Origin of the sequence: Ligilactobacillus acidipiscis (genome assembly GCF_900116935.1) — a bacterium.
Classification (GTDB): domain Bacteria; phylum Bacillota; class Bacilli; order Lactobacillales; family Lactobacillaceae; genus Ligilactobacillus; species Ligilactobacillus acidipiscis.
In genome coordinates, this window is sequence record NZ_LT630287.1 from 1,658,218 (window position 1) to 1,673,435 (window position 15,218).

At 40.4% G+C, this 15,218-nt stretch carries 11 protein-coding genes; all 11 read right to left on the bottom strand.

The window, feature by feature from the left end; all coding sequences use genetic code 11:
- Nucleotides 1-55: 55 nt before the first annotated feature.
- Nucleotides 56-1,201, bottom strand: coding sequence for a tRNA guanosine(34) transglycosylase Tgt (gene tgt, locus BQ5903_RS07710; protein ID WP_010499034.1), 1,146 nt, complete (start codon nucleotides 1,199-1,201; stop codon nucleotides 56-58).
- A 311-nt stretch (nucleotides 1,202-1,512) separates the two neighbouring features.
- Complete coding sequence (gene queA, locus BQ5903_RS07715) at nucleotides 1,513-2,556, bottom strand: tRNA preQ1(34) S-adenosylmethionine ribosyltransferase-isomerase QueA (RefSeq protein ID WP_010499030.1); 1,044 nt, start codon at nucleotides 2,554-2,556, stop codon at nucleotides 1,513-1,515.
- A gap of 23 nt (nucleotides 2,557-2,579) precedes the next feature.
- The gene (ruvB, locus tag BQ5903_RS07720) at nucleotides 2,580-3,596 is read right to left on the bottom strand and encodes a Holliday junction branch migration DNA helicase RuvB (RefSeq protein WP_079579283.1); all 1,017 of its coding nucleotides are present in this window, start codon (nucleotides 3,594-3,596) and stop codon (nucleotides 2,580-2,582) included.
- Between the two features lie 23 nt (nucleotides 3,597-3,619).
- Entirely contained in the window at nucleotides 3,620-4,228 is a 609-nt protein-coding gene (gene ruvA / locus BQ5903_RS07725) for a Holliday junction branch migration protein RuvA (protein ID WP_010499025.1), read from the bottom strand.
- A gap of 86 nt (nucleotides 4,229-4,314) precedes the next feature.
- A complete protein-coding gene (gene mutL, locus BQ5903_RS07730) occupies nucleotides 4,315-6,306 on the bottom strand; it encodes a DNA mismatch repair endonuclease MutL (RefSeq protein ID WP_079579284.1) in 1,992 nt (663 codons plus the stop codon).
- A 69-nt stretch (nucleotides 6,307-6,375) separates the two neighbouring features.
- A complete protein-coding gene (gene mutS, locus BQ5903_RS07735) occupies nucleotides 6,376-9,012 on the bottom strand; it encodes a DNA mismatch repair protein MutS (RefSeq protein ID WP_079579285.1) in 2,637 nt (878 codons plus the stop codon).
- A 23-nt stretch (nucleotides 9,013-9,035) separates the two neighbouring features.
- Nucleotides 9,036-9,836: a TIGR00282 family metallophosphoesterase gene (locus BQ5903_RS07740; protein ID WP_079579286.1), complete on the bottom strand. Its 801-nt coding sequence runs from the start codon at nucleotides 9,834-9,836 to the stop codon at nucleotides 9,036-9,038.
- A 288-nt stretch (nucleotides 9,837-10,124) separates the two neighbouring features.
- On the bottom strand, nucleotides 10,125-11,690 hold the full coding sequence (rny, locus tag BQ5903_RS07745; protein WP_331199988.1) for a ribonuclease Y: 1,566 nt from the start codon (nucleotides 11,688-11,690) through the stop codon (nucleotides 10,125-10,127).
- 284 nt (nucleotides 11,691-11,974) lie between these two features.
- Nucleotides 11,975-13,075 carry a recombinase RecA gene (recA, locus tag BQ5903_RS07750; protein ID WP_079579666.1) on the bottom strand — a complete coding sequence of 367 codons (1,101 nt, stop codon included), beginning with the start codon at nucleotides 13,073-13,075 and terminating at the stop codon, nucleotides 11,975-11,977.
- Between the two features lie 112 nt (nucleotides 13,076-13,187).
- Nucleotides 13,188-14,432 carry a competence/damage-inducible protein A gene (locus tag BQ5903_RS07755; RefSeq protein WP_056988046.1) on the bottom strand — a complete coding sequence of 415 codons (1,245 nt, stop codon included), beginning with the start codon at nucleotides 14,430-14,432 and terminating at the stop codon, nucleotides 13,188-13,190.
- 188 nt (nucleotides 14,433-14,620) lie between these two features.
- On the bottom strand, nucleotides 14,621-15,208 hold the full coding sequence (pgsA, locus tag BQ5903_RS07760; RefSeq protein WP_079579288.1) for a CDP-diacylglycerol--glycerol-3-phosphate 3-phosphatidyltransferase: 588 nt from the start codon (nucleotides 15,206-15,208) through the stop codon (nucleotides 14,621-14,623).
- Nucleotides 15,209-15,218: the final 10 nt, after the last annotated feature.

Here is a 15,218-nt window from a genome sequence, read left to right on the forward strand (position 1 = left end):
CACTATTAACTTTAGCAGAAAAACCTATTTCTGACTACCTATCTTTCTAAAAAAATTAAAAGTTTTTCGCATTTGCCTTATTAAGACCATATTGTTCAAAGAAAGCTTCTTTAAAGTCTAACAATTCATCATTTTTAATTGCTTCACGGACTTGTTTCATTAGATCTAATAAGAAGTACAAATTATGGTAACTTGTTAAACGTAATCCAAAAGTTTCATCTGTTTTAAACAAATGACGTACGTAGGCTCGCGTAAAATTACGACAAGTATAACAGTGACAGTTCTCATCAATTGGTCGAAAATCTCTGGCAAATTTGGCATTTTTGACGACCAAACGACCATGAGAAGTCATGCAAGTCCCATTGCGCGCAATTCGAGTCGGTAACACACAATCAAACATATCGACTCCGCGAAGTGCACCGTCGATCAAAGCATCCGGCGAACCAACACCCATTAAATACCGGGGTTTATTTTCTGGCAATAAAGGTGTCGTAAATTCCAGGACATGATTCATCTCCGCCTTGGATTCACCTACGGACAAACCACCGATCGAATAACCGGCAAAATCCATTGATGTTAGATCTCGGGCACTTTGTTTTCGTAATTCTTTATGTCCGCCACCCTGTACGATACCAAACAAACCCTGACTGCTTGGATTTTGATGGGCCAATAGACCGCGTTCAGCCCAGCGTGATGTCCGTTCAACCGACTTTTTGATATAGTCATACGATTCAAAAAATGGTGGACATTCATCGAAACTCATCATAATATCAGCGCCAAGATTATTTTCAATATGGATCGCTTTTTCAGGTGACAAAAATAATTTAGCACCATTCAAATTACTACGAAAATGAACGCCTTCCTCACTGATGTCACGCAACTTTGCTAACGAAAAAACTTGAAATCCGCCTGAATCGGTTAAAATTGGCCGATCCCAATTCATGAACTTATGCAATCCACCTGCTTCAGCAACCAAGTCATCTCCAGGTCGTTCCCAGAGATGATAAGTGTTGGACAAAATAATTTGGGCGTTCATTTCTTTTAATTCTTCAGGTGAAAGTGACTTTACAGTCGCTTGTGTCCCAACTGGCATGAAGATCGGTGTTTGAATCGTTCCATGCGGCGTTGTGATCTCACCTAAACGAGCCCCCGTATGTTTTTCTTTTTTGATCAAACGGTATTTGATTGCCGCTTCACTCATTAAAACTCCATCCTATTCTGATGCAATTTCTAACTGTATCCAATCAGAAATTGTGTATTTTTCTTTATCAGGCTGCGGCAAGCAAGAAGTTTTGTTTATCCAACTTAAACAGCACAATGCAAAAAACACACGCCGCTTGTTTAAGTCCGATATACTCATTTCTTCCCGCTTGCTTTTGCCCTGCGTTCTTAGTCAGGCTTTGAAAGCCAAGACTTTCCGCTTAGCCAACAAATGCTTTAAATCGCTGAAAAACCGCAGTTTATCACATTTGTTCACTAATATTTTAGTCTCATCGGTTTTTCTGCGCCCTTTTAATAAATAAACATGCAATCCCCAAAGCTAAAGAAGCGGTACTTTTCTTCTACAGCATGCTTGTAGGCATTCAAAATATTTTCTCTACCTGTAAATGATGCAACCAACATTACCAAAGTGGATTTTGGTAAGTGGAAATTAGTAATAAACGCTTGCACTACTTTCCATTCATAACCAGGTTTTAGGAAAATATCTGTCCAACCGCTATCAGCCTTGATCTCACCATTGAATTTTGTTCCAATAGTTTCAAGTGTCCTGATCGTCGTTGTTCCTGTCGCAACGATCTTACCACCATTTTGACGAACTTCATTCAATGTCTGTGCTGATCCTTCACTCAAACTATAAAATTCACTATGCATCTTGTGATCTTCGATGTTTTCTTCAGTGACAGGACGGAAGGTCCCCAAACCGACATGCAATGTCAAGTAAACCAACTTTACTCCCTTGTCTTCGATTTTTTGCAATAATTCCTTAGTAAAGTGCAAGCCAGCAGTTGGTGCCGCAGCAGAACCAATTTCTTTAGAATAAACCGTTTGGTACATTTCTGGGTCATCAAGCTTTTCTTTAATGTATGGAGGAAGCGGTGTTTCACCCAAACTCTCCAAAATTTCCATAAAGATGCCATCATAGTGGAACTCGATCATTCGTCCACCATGGTCCAATTCTTTAGTAACTGTTGCAGTTAATTTTCCGTTACCAAATGAGATCTCTGTTCCGACCTTAGCTCTCTTAGCAGGCTTAACCAATGTTTCCCAGTTATCTCCATCAGTGTTATTTAATAGCAGCACTTCCAAATGACCACCTGTAGCAGGCTTATCTCCGTAAAGGCGTGCAGGCATTACTCGTGAATCATTCATAACCAAGGCATCGCCAGGATTTAATTGATCAATTACATTATAAAAATGATCGTCTTGATATTTTCCACTAACATGGTCCAATACCAACATCCGTGATTCATCACGTTTCTTTAGTGGAGTTTGAGCTATTAGCTCTTGCGGTAAATCATAATCAAAATCTTCTGTAGTTAAATGTTCTTCAGACACTAGTAATACCTTCTTTTTTATTATTAATTTTTTTCATCATGTAAATCGAGCCCTAAATGGGAATATGCAGCCGGCGTAACCATTCGACCACGTGCTGTTCTTTTAACAAAACCGATCTGCATTAAGTATGGTTCGATCATATCAGCAACTGTATCGGTCTCTTCACCGATATTGGCAGCAATTGTAGCTAAACCAACTGGCCCTCCAGCATAAAGCTTGATCATTGTCATTAACATCTTGCGGTCAGTTTCATCCAAACCGCGTTCATCGACTTGCAGTAACTTTAACGCATAGTTAACAATTTCTAAATCAATACTCTCTTTATGAGCAACTTGAGCGAAATCACGTACCCGTTTTAACAAACGATTAGAAACACGCGGCGTTCCCCGTGAACGTCTGGCAATCTCATGTGCTCCTTGCGGATCGATCTTCGAATCGAAAACTGCTGCAGAACGCAAAACGACCGCTGTTAATTCATCTTCAGTGTAATAATTCATATGTTCCACTATTCCAAAGCGTGCACGTAAAGGTGCTGACAAAAGTCCTGCTCGAGTGGTAGCACCAACCAGAGTGAATGGCGGTAACGGAAAATGCACTGGATGAGCTGTTGCATCCTGACCGACCACAATGTCGATATAGAAATCCTCCATCGCGGAATACAAAATTTCTTCCACATTTTTGGGTAAACGGTGAATTTCATCAATAAACAAAATATCACCAGGTTGAAGTTCATTCAATAATGCCACTAAATCACCTGGCTTTTCAATGGCCGGACCACTGGTCGTTTTAAAATTAACACCCATTTCAGTCGCAATAACACCCGCTAATGTTGTTTTCCCTAAACCCGGAGGTCCATATAGCAGTACATGATCAAGTGGTTCTTCACGATTTTTAGCAGCTTCGATGTAGATCGCAACTTCTTTTTTGATCTTTTCCTGACCGATATACTGCTTTAATGTCCGCGGACGCAGGCTAAGTTCAGTTTTTTCTTCGTCCAAACCAGTACTTTCACCTGAAATTATTCGTTCATCATCATCCATGATCGTAGACCTCCTTTACTATACTATTTTTTCATCAAGAGTTTCAGCGCTTGTCGCAAATATTCGTCAGTCGAATTGCCGTCAAAATCACGTAATTTTTTGCCAACTCTTTTAACTTCTGCTTTAGTATATCCTAAGGCCAACATAGCTTCTAAACTCTCCTTTAAATAAACAGGATCGTCAGCCTGACTTAATTGTAATTGATCATCCATCATTGGTGTTTGTGTCGAAAGATCAGACATTTTATCCTTCAAGTCTAAAATGATCTGTTTGGCAGTTTTCTTACCAATACTTGGAAACTTGGTCAAATAAGATTCATCATTTGAATCAATTGCATTAACCAATCCAGCATGATCCTCAGTTGCCAAAATTGCTAAAGCACTTTTAGGACCGATGCCTGAAACGCTGATCAATTTTAAAAAAAGCTGTTTTTCTTGAAAATCTTTAAAGCCATATAAACTGACATCATTTTCTCTAACTGCTTGATAAATAAACAATTGTTGTTTCTTCTCATGATCGATCCGATAGCTGAAGGGATTAGCCACATTTAACTGATAACCGATCCCATTCACTTCCAAAACAATATAATGCGGTGTAACACTGGTGATCAAACCAATAAAATATTCATACATAATACTTCTCCAGTTCTAATGACCAAGACATCATCCAACTTATCAACTGTAACATTTTTTATACGAAGCATGGAATAAGCAGATCCTTAATCCAAAAAATCATGTCCCTGATGTGGATCTTGGATCCGTTTGAACATGTGCTCCATATCCCCTGTCGTAAAATGAACTAACGTTGGCCTGCCATGAGGACAGTTATAGGGGTTCTCACACTGACGCAACTGCTCTAAAAGCGATCGTGCTTGTTTTTCGTCTAAATGATGGTTGGCTTTGATCGATCTCTTACAACTCATCATGATAGCCGTCTTTTCTCTGAATTTGGCTACAGTCAACTTATTATCAGTTAAGACATAGTCGATCATTTCACGAATTATTGATTCTTCCTGACCTTTTTTAAACCAAGTAGGATGTTGATGGATCGCAAACGTATTTTGACCAAAATCTTCCAAATAAATTCCGACCTCAGCTAATTTATCCTTATTTTGCTCGATCCTTAAAGCATCATTGACAGGATATGTCAAAATGATCGGTAACAACATATTTTGTTGGTCGGCAGAAACTTGACCGATCTGTTCCCGATAATACTCGTATTTGACCCTTTCTTGGGCCGCATGTTGATCGACAATATAAAAACCGTCATTCGATTCTGCAAATAAGAAAGTCCCATGCATCTGTCCAAAATAGTTTAAAGCTGGGAAAGGTTCTTTTCCTGTAACTTCTTTTTCAGTAAAATCTTTTGAAGCCTGTATTTCAGTTTTATAATTCGATTCTTTTTTTACGTCCACAGTTTGTTGTGAATTTTGTTGGTACTTTTCGTCCCATTGTTTGACAGCCGGAGAATTCAAGTCAGCCACATCGTTGATCATGACTGGTTCAACATCATTTTTTTGCTGATGATCCGCTTGAACGATCGACTCATTTTCAACTTTTTTAGCTCCACCCATCAACGCATCCAAGATTTCTTTTTTGTCCGGTCGAGTAGACTGCTGTGAATTATAAGGTGACGAACTTTCACTCAATCCAAAATCAAGCTGCTCATCTTTTGGCACAGATCGTTTTTGGCTGCGCATGTTTTTTAAAGCGTCTGGGATCAAGTTTTCCTGTGAGATCCTGGCATAAACACTTTTAGACAATAACTCACACAGTTCTTGTTCCTTACTGATCTTAACTTCTTGTTTAGTGGGGTGCACATTAACATCCACCAAAATGGGATCGGATTCGATCGAAACTACGGCCAACGGATACCTGCCGACCATTAGCTTAGAACCGTAACCTTGAACTAAAGCTTTGCTCAACTGATTGTTCCTAACGTACCTGCCATTCAGCAAAAAGCTGACATAATTGCGAGACGCTCTTGTCAATTTTGGCAAAGAAATATATCCGCTCACTTTAAAATCATTATTTTGTTTTTCAAAATGAATCATCTGTTTTGCAACATTGATCCCGTAAATCGCACTGATCACTTGCTTTAAATTACCATTACCTGGCGTGTGCAACAGTTCACGTCCATTGCTTAATAAAGAAAAAGCAATATCTGTATGACTAAGCGCAAGTCTATTTACAATATCTGTGATCGCAGACAATTCCGTTTGCACAGAACTTAAATATTTTAATCTGGCTGGAGTATTAAAAAAGAGATCATTGACAATGATATTGGTTCCACGTCGACTTTCAGAAACCTGCTTTTCTAATATTTTACCACCTTTAAGATGAATCTTCGTGCCGGCTTTGCCTTCGATCGCTGTTTCCATTGTCACGTCAGAAACTGAAACAATGCTCGGCAAAGCTTCCCCACGAAATCCTAAAGTCACGATTTGAAATAAATCTTGGCGGTCTGAGATCTTGCTGGTAGCGTGACGGCGAAAAGCCATCTCAATTTCATCAACAGGGATCCCTTGACCGTTATCGATGACTTGAATAGACTTGAGGCCAGCATCTTCAACAGCAATGTCAACTTGTGAACTTCCAGCGTCGATCGAATTTTCAACCAATTCTTTCACAACTGAGGCTGGTCGTTCAACAACTTCACCGGCCGAAATTTGATCGGCTAAAATCGAGTCGAGTTGATGAATTTGAACCATAAGCTCTCTCCTTTCGTGAATTTTTGGGTATCAATATGATCCTAACTTAACAAAGTACGTACTTTTAAATTACTTCTTTTTATTTAGACGGCCCTGCCACTTGTACACAGCATTCATAACTTCCATCGGCGTCATTGCCATTAGGTTAGCATTTTTTAACTCACTAACAACTTTTTCCCCCACAGGATCAACTGCCGGTTCTGAATCGCCAAATAACGAAAGCTGCTGGTCTGGGGAAACGTCGTTATTTTCTGCAGTACTTTCCTTCTGTTCACTGCTCAAAGCAGGTTGTTCTTCCGGTTTACTTACAGATGCGGGCAATTGTTGTCCTTCATTTTCAAGTCTTTTCAAGATTTGAGCGGCATTTTTAAGCAAACTTTCTGGTAAACCAGCCAGTTTTGCAACATGCACACCATAAGAACGATCCGCAGGACCAGCTTGCATCTGATGTAAGAAGACCAATTCACCATTTTTTTCAACAGCACCAACATGGATATTTTTGAGCTGAGGCAACTCGCTTTCTAAAGCCGTTAATTCATGATAATGCGTGGAAAATAGAGTTTTCGCCTGCACTTTGTCATGAACATACTCAATGATTGCTTGCGCTAAAGCCATCCCATCGTAAGTCGCAGTCCCACGGCCAATCTCATCAAATAACAAGAGACTGTTAGGAGTAGCGTTTTTCAAAGCCTCATTGGCCTCCATCATTTCCACCATGAAAGTTGATTCACCTGAAATCAGATCATCTGCAGCACCGATCCGCGTAAATATTTGATCGAACAACGGCATCTTTGCACTTTGTGCGGGCACGTAACATCCAAGTTGAGCCATGATCACAGTTAAAGCCAACTGGCGCATATAGGTACTTTTACCGGACATATTAGGACCCGTAATAAGCAAGATCGTCAGATCCTGTGCCATTGAAATCTTGTTTGGCACGTAGCTTTGCTTACCCATGACTTTTTGAACAACTGGATGCCAGCCTTGCTTGATATCGATCTGATGATTGCTCACAAATTCTGGCCTGACAAAATGGCCATCTTCACTCACGACTGCGAAACTTTGCAGCACATCTAACTTAGCAATCGCAGCAGCTAATTTCTGCAAACGTTGGATTTGATCCTTGATTTGTTCGCGAATATCGATAAATAACTGATATTCCAAATCAGCCGCCTTACTTTGAGCCCCCAGTATCATTGCTTCTTTTTCTTTCAATTCTGGTGTAATAAACCGTTCTGCATTCACCAATGTTTGTTTGCGCTGATAACGTCCTTCAGCCAGCTTGGCAACATTGCCCTTGGAAACTTCAATATAGTAGCCAAAAACCTTGTTATACCCAATTTTCAAGTTATGGATACCAGTTTCTTGACGTTCTTTTGCTTCCAACTCCGCTAGCCATTTTTGTCCATTGTTCAATGCATCGTTGTACTCATCTAATTGTGAATTGTATCCTTCTCGGATCAAATTACCATCCGTCACTGAAATTGGCGGTTCATCAACTATTGCAGTTTCAATCAGGTCAGCAACTTCTTCGACTGGGTCGATCTGACTGAGTAAATTGTCCAGCTGACCATTGTTTAATTGTTCTAGGATGTATTTGATCTGTGGCACATGATGCAAAGAAGTCATCAACTGGATCAAATCTCGCCCATTAACGTTGCCAAATGCTACTCGACCAGCAAGACGTTCTAAATCGTAGACCTGAGAAAGTTCTTCTTGGAGGCCTGACCTTTCAAAATAGTTATCCAGTAAAACTTGGACAATATTTTGTCGCTCTAAAATACCTTCTTTGTTTAACAATGGCCGGTCGATCCACTGTTTAAGCAAACGGCCACCCATCGCAGTCTTTGTCTTATCAAGCAGCCACAATAATGTTCCCGATTTTTTATGCGTTCGTGAATTTTCTAATAATTCTAAATTACGTTTGACTCTATGATCTAGTTTTAAATATTGTGCAGGTTCATAGTGAATCGCCTTTTGAATATGAGCCAAGGCTCTTTTTTGTGTGACTTCCAAATAAGAAACCAGATGACTAACTACATTGATTTCCAGTTTGTTGGTCAATTCTTGCGTGGAGTACGCAACTTCGGATTTTTCTTCGATTTCATCTTGATGAGATAACAATATTTTCAAACTATTGAAGGCCGTTATTGTTGAACCACTCACACTTTTATCGATCACAACTTCTTTAGTACGCAGACTCAACATTTCATTGATCAATGCATCCACATTGTCTAACTCAGCAGTCTTCAGCTCACCAGTCGACAGGTCTGTATATGCAAAACCAAACTTGCCGCTACTTTCGTGAACAGCTGTCAAATAATTATTTTCCTTAGCTTCCCCAGCCTTATCATCGATCAAAGTCCCCGGAGTCACTAATTGAATGACCTCCCTTTTGACCATGTCCTTAGCCAATTTAGGATCTTCCATCTGCTCGCAAATTGCGACCTTATAGCCCTGGTCAACTAAAATATCAATGTAATTTTGCGCAGCATGGTGCGGTACTCCACACATAGGAATCGGTTCGCTCGCATTTTTATTTCGTGACGTTAATGTTAGTTCAAGTATCTGAGAACCTTTGATCGCATCATCATAAAACATTTCATAAAAATCACCCAGGCGATAAAACAAGAAGGCATCTGGATACTGCTCTTTGACCTTCATATACTGTTCCATCATCGGTGTTCTTTTTGTTTTTTGCGGCATCAACAGTTCCCCCCACTTAATTTTTAGTCCATATACGGATGATCCGGATCGACCCGAATGTTTTTAATTTTTTTTGCTCGTCCTGTTTTTTCATCAACATCGATCATAACAGCGCCTAAAGTCTGCTGTCCATCGGTTTCAACTTCAAATCTAGTTGGCATCTGATTTTTGAAACGACTGATCACGTTTTCCCGCCGCATTCCTAAGATCCCGTCATACGGTCCAGTAAAACCAACGTCAGATAAGAAAGCTGTTCCTTGTGGCAAGATCCGTGCATCGTTAGTTTGAACATGAGTATGCGTACCAATGACCGCCGAAATACGACCATCAAAGTTCCAAGTAAAAGCCCCTTTTTCACTGGTTGCTTCACCATGAAAATCAACAAAGATCACCGAAGTTTCTTTTTCCATTTTTGAGATCAAGTCTTCAGCCACAGCAAATGGATCGTCAGAAGGATTCATAAATACTCGTCCTTGGATGTTCAAAACACCGACCTTAACTCCATTAACGTTAACTATTGTATGACCAGCTCCCGGAACTTGTCCTGCTGAAAAATTAGCGGGTCGGATTAGCTTGTTGGTAGAGGAAATAAAATCTTGGATCTCTTGATTATCCCAAGTATGGTTTCCCATGGTGATCACGTCAGCCCCAGCTTTCAATAGTTTTTTATAAACTTTCTCGTTGATCCCTCGCCCACGTGTTGCATTTTCACCGTTAGCGATCGTAAGTTGGGGGTGTAAACTTCTTTTTAAAACAGGTACCGTTTCTTCGAACATATCCTGCCCAGGCTCACCCATAACATCGCCAATAAATAAGATCCGCATTATTTATCTCCTCTTCTATTCTTCACAATTCAGTTAAAGTTAATTTTACCATTTTTAAGAGTAAATGTGCATACTAATAACGAAAGTACATCTAGCCGTTTAAGCAGCAGAAATGTCGGATCTAAGTATTATATGTTTTTTTACACTGTAAGATCTAAGTTAGACCAGCAGACTTATCTGAGTTTCAAAATGCAACTAATAAAACGAGTTAGAAAATCATAACTGTCTTAACAAGAACTAAAAAAGCCGAAAGTACCGTGGTTAGGTAAACTTTCAGCTTTTAGTGCTTTATTTTGCGTATTCAATAGCGCGTGTTTCACGAATAACCGTGACTTTAATATGGCCTGGATACTCCATTTCTTCTTCGATCTGGTTCTTAATATCCCGAGCCAAAATCGTCGTCTTAGCATCAGTGATCTTGTCAGGTTTTACTATGACACGAACTTCACGACCCGCTTGGATAGCATAACTCTTTTTGACACCCTCAAAGTTATTTGAAATCGATTCGAGTTTTTCCAAACGATGGATGTAGTTTTCTAACGACTCACTACGTGCACCAGGACGAGCAGCAGAAACTGCATCAGCAGCAGCTACAAGTACGGCGATAGTCGACTCTACTTCAACGTCACCATGGTGAGAAGCGATAGTATTAACAACAGTTTTACCTTCGTTATACTTCTTCGCTAATTCCACACCGATCTCAACGTGTGAGCCTTCGACTTCGTGGTCGACCGCCTTACCAATATCATGCAGTAAACCAGCACGCCTAGCAAGCGTAACATCTTCGCCCAGCTCACTAGCCATAACACCAGCTAGTTTTGCAACTTCGACCGAATGATCCAAAACATTTTGACCATAACTTGTTCGATAACTCAAACGACCGACGATTTTGATCAGATCTGGATGCATAGAATGCAAACCTAAATCAAAAATTGCTTCTTCACCGGTCTCTCGGACCTTAGCATCCATTTCTTTAGTGGCCTTTTCAACCATTTCTTCGATCCGTGCCGGATGTATCCGCCCATCTTGAATCAACTTCTTTAAGGCAATCTTAGCGATTTCACGTCTGATTGGATCAAAGCCGCTTAAAACAACAGCTTCGGGAGTGTCATCAATAATCAAATCGATTCCAGTTAAGGTTTCTAACGTCCGAATGTTTCGACCTTCGCGACCAATAATTCTACCCTTCATTTCATCGTTAGGGAGATTTACCACGGACACCGTAGTTTCCGAGACTGTATCTGCTGCACTGCGTTGGATTGCTTCTGCAATCAACACTTTTGCTTTTTTATCAGCACTTACTTTAGCCTGTTCTTCGCTATCTTTGATCATCACTGCCATTTCGTGATCTAAGCTTGATTTAGTCTGCTGTAAAATCAAATCTTTGGCCTGATCTTTAGTCAAGGCCGCAACTTCTTCAAGTTTATCTTGTTGTTTCGAAACCAATGATGAGACTTCTTGATGTTTTTTATCAAGGTCGCTCTGCATAGAATCCAATTGCTTTTCTTTTTGTTCAAGCATATGTTCACGTTTCTCCAAATTGGTATCTTTACGATCCAAATTTTCTTCCCGCGCGAGCATCCGGTTTTCCTGCTTTTGAACTTCAGAGCGTCTGTCCTTGAGTTCATTTTCTATTTCGCTGCGATACTTATGACCTTCCTCTTTTGCTTCCAAAAGAGTTTCTTTTTTTTGTGCTTCTGCTTCTTTTTTAGCAGTTGCAACAATACCTTCAGCCGTTTGTGTCGCACTATCAAGTGATTTTTCATATGTTTTTTTGCGATAAGAAGAACCACCAGCGAAACCTATCAATAAAGCCAAAATAGCGATGACGAGGATAATAAATATAGAATTCAAATTGCACCTCCGCATCGTTAAATTTTTTATTTAAAATTCAACAATTACGTCAATTCGATGCTCAATGTTCATGCACACATTACTATTTTAATGTTTGTTAGCTGTTGCTGTCAATCATTATTGGTCTATCTCTTGATCTTATTCTCAAAGAAGGCTTAACAACAAGTAAAACATGTCCCACTAAAAAATCAGTCAGAGCAAATATCTGCCAAAATCAGACTTTCATCTTCTAGCAGACACCCACCTAACTGATTATTTTCACCGTTCTTTAAAGTTATTAAAAATTATTTTTTAGCAGCTTTTTTAGATTCTTTTTTTGTTTCTTTGGCATTATTTTTTAAATCAAGATCTAACTGATCTTTTTGCCCTGCTTCTTTAGCGTTGTCACTATTTTCATCGGCGATCCCGTATGCTTGACGAACTTTAGTTGTAACTTCGTTCATCATTTCAGGGTGATCAGCCATATACTTCTTGGCATTTTCACGCCCTTGACCGATTCGTTCTTCACCATACGAGAACCACGAACCGCTTTTATGCACGATGTCTTTTTCAACAGCCATATCGATCAGCTCTCCGGTCTTAGATATACCTTCGCCATACATAATGTCAACTTCGGCTTTCCTGAATGGCGGAGCAACTTTATTTTTAACGACCTTGATCCGCACGCGATTCCCGACGATGTCAGAACCGTCTTTGATCTGTTCGGCACGTCTGATCTCCAAACGGATCGTAGCATAAAATTTCAAAGCTCGTCCGCCTGGTGTTGTTTCAGGATTACCAAACATCACACCAACTTTTTCACGGATCTGATTAATAAAAAGCGCAATCGTCTTTGTTTTATTGATCGTACCTGAAAGCTTCCTTAAAGCTTGTGACATTAGGCGAGCTTGCAAACCAACATGCGCGTCACCCATTTCACCTTCTATTTCAGCTCGTGGAACTAAAGCCGCTACAGAATCAACAACAACTATATCTACAGCACCTGAAGAAACTAAGGCATCGGCGATTTCCAAGCCCTGTTCACCAGTATCGGGCTGTGAAAGCAAAAGCTCATCAATGTTGACTCCAAGAGCACTCGCATAGACCGGATCCAAAGCGTTCTCGGCATCGATATAAGCAGCAGTGCCTCCTTGAGCTTGTACTTCAGCGACAGCATGCAAAGCAACCGTTGTTTTACCAGAACTTTCTGGACCGTAGATCTCAACGATCCGTCCCCGCGGGTAACCTCCTACCCCCAAAGCTTCATCTAAAGCCAATGAACCACTTGGGATCGTCGAGATCTGCGTGTCGGCCTTATCGCCCATCCGCATAATTGAACCTTTACCGAAATTTTTTTCAATCTTTTTTAATGCAGCGTCTAATGCTGCTTGTCTTTCATCAGCCACCATCAAGTTCCTCCTTATTGCTTAATTCAGCAACTTTCGATTAATACCGTATACTTATCATACTGATGTTTTACCCAAAACGCAAGAAAAATCGAACGAATGTTTGAAAAAATTATTTATCCAATGCCTTATTCAACATTCCAAAACCAGTCATAACTGCACTGTTGCGGACCCGTTGCCGATCATACTGGAAATGATAAAGCTTTGCCTGGGTTACCATATTTTTGCCAGCTAAACCGATCCAAACGGTCCCGGCAGGTTTGCCTTCCAACGGATCAGGACCAGCCGCACCAGTAAATGAAACAGTAAAATCCGTCTGAAGCAGATCGCGAGTATTTTCAGCCATCGCGATCGCTGTTTTTCGACTGACAACACCATTTTTTTCAATCAAATCAGCAGGTATCCCCAGTAATTTTTCTTTTTGTTCAGCAGCGTAAGTCACAAAGCCGCCTGGAAAGATCTCAGATGCACCTGGGATCGCCGTGACAGCAGCTTGAAAACTCCCGCCTGTCAAACTTTCAGATGCAGATAAGGTCAATTTGCGTTGCCGTAGTTTATTGACGACTACTGCTGGCAAACTGTTGTTTTCACCATAACCATAAAGATATTCACCCACACGATCAGTGATCTTTTCTTCTAATTCATCCAACAACCTTGCATCTTCAGCATCTGAATGCCCAGCAGCGGTCAAACGCAAGGTCACTTCATTTTCCTTGGCATAAGGTGCGATCGTTGGATTGGCCTGTTCATCGATCAGATCGGCCAGCTTAGTAACTAAGTTGGACTCGCCAATGCCAAAAAACCGCAGCAGTCGTGAGTTCAACACTTGCTGTCCTTGATACTGTTTGGCCAGCAAGGGCTTGGCCGTTTTTTCAAACATCGACTGCATCTCATGAGGCGGACCTGGCAATAATAAGAAATCGGCACCATTTGGATCTTGATAATAATTACCAACGGCCAACCCGACCTCATTTGGCAGCGAAAGTGCTCCTTGAACATACATCGCCTGTATCTTGTTATTTGGTGTCATCTCGCGTTTTCTTTTTTTAAAAAAAGCCGTGATTTTGTGCATGGCCGCTTTATCGACGACCAAGTCACGCTTCAAATAGCGAGCAACTACCTGTTTAGTTAAATCATCTGCGGTAGGTCCAAGGCCCCCAGAAATGACGACAAGATCACTCCGCGAAGCTGCTAACTTAACAACTTCCGTCATCCGGGCCTCATTGTCACCCACTAAACTGTGATAATAAACATTGATCCCTAAATCTGCCAGTCCTTCACTGATAACTTGAGAATTTGTATCAGTGATCTCACCTAAAAGCATTTCGGTCCCAACAGCAATAACTTCTGCGTGCATGTCTTATACCTCCTAATATAATATTACGCAATTTCATCATTTTTCTGTGAAAAAATTTCTTAAAATTTATTTTTTAGTATAGTTTCTATCATACCACTAGAGTGAAATTCCATTGTTGAACTAAAAAAAGACCGACGACTTAAATTTTTCTAGTCGTGGTCCCAGCAAATTATTGCTATTTTTTAAAATTAATTGCCAAATGAGTCAGCAAAGACAGCGCGCGCGTTGTAGAAATATTCTATTCCAGAGTAAATCGTGAAGAATAAGCAAATATATAAGAGGATCTCACCGATTGGAAAATGAATATTTGCGAAAAATACATTATTCAAGAATAAGAAGATGATCGAAAACATCTGCGAAGTTGTTTTAATTTTGCCGGGCATAGCGGCGGCCATTACTTCACCATTATTTTCGACAACGATCAGACGCAAACCAGTAACTGCTAATTCACGACACACGATGATCGTTACGACCCAAGCCGGTGCCTTGTCTAAAGCAACTAGAAAGATAAATGCAGTCATCACTAACATTTTATCCGCAAGCGGGTCAGCAAATTTACCAAAATTCGTGACTAAATGATTGCGCCGTGCGATCTGCCCATCTGCAAAGTCGGTTAATGAAGCGACTGCAAAAATAATTGCAGCAACTAATTCTGTCACCGGGATGGTAGTTCCAGCAGCAGTCACAGAACCCCAATCGAGGGGTAAAGCTAAAACTAAAATAAAAACGGGGATCAAAATAATGCGGATGACCGTTAATTTATTAGGAAGATTCATAAAATACTCC

Coding starts and splice junctions, on each gene's coding strand:
- tgt (WP_010499034.1), bottom strand. CDS start 1,201: ATGAGTGAAGCGGCAATCAAATACCGTTTGATCAAAAAAGAAAAACAT.
- ruvB (WP_079579283.1), bottom strand. CDS start 3,596: ATGGATGATGATGAACGAATAATTTCAGGTGAAAGTACTGGTTTGGAC.
- ruvA (WP_010499025.1), bottom strand. CDS start 4,228: ATGTATGAATATTTTATTGGTTTGATCACCAGTGTTACACCGCATTAT.
- mutL (WP_079579284.1), bottom strand. CDS start 6,306: ATGGTTCAAATTCATCAACTCGACTCGATTTTAGCCGATCAAATTTCG.
- mutS (WP_079579285.1), bottom strand. CDS start 9,012: ATGCCGCAAAAAACAAAAAGAACACCGATGATGGAACAGTATATGAAG.
- BQ5903_RS07740 (WP_079579286.1), bottom strand. CDS start 9,836: ATGCGGATCTTATTTATTGGCGATGTTATGGGTGAGCCTGGGCAGGAT.
- BQ5903_RS07755 (WP_056988046.1), bottom strand. CDS start 14,432: ATGCACGCAGAAGTTATTGCTGTTGGGACCGAAATGCTTTTAGGTGAG.
- pgsA (WP_079579288.1), bottom strand. CDS start 15,208: ATGAATCTTCCTAATAAATTAACGGTCATCCGCATTATTTTGATCCCC.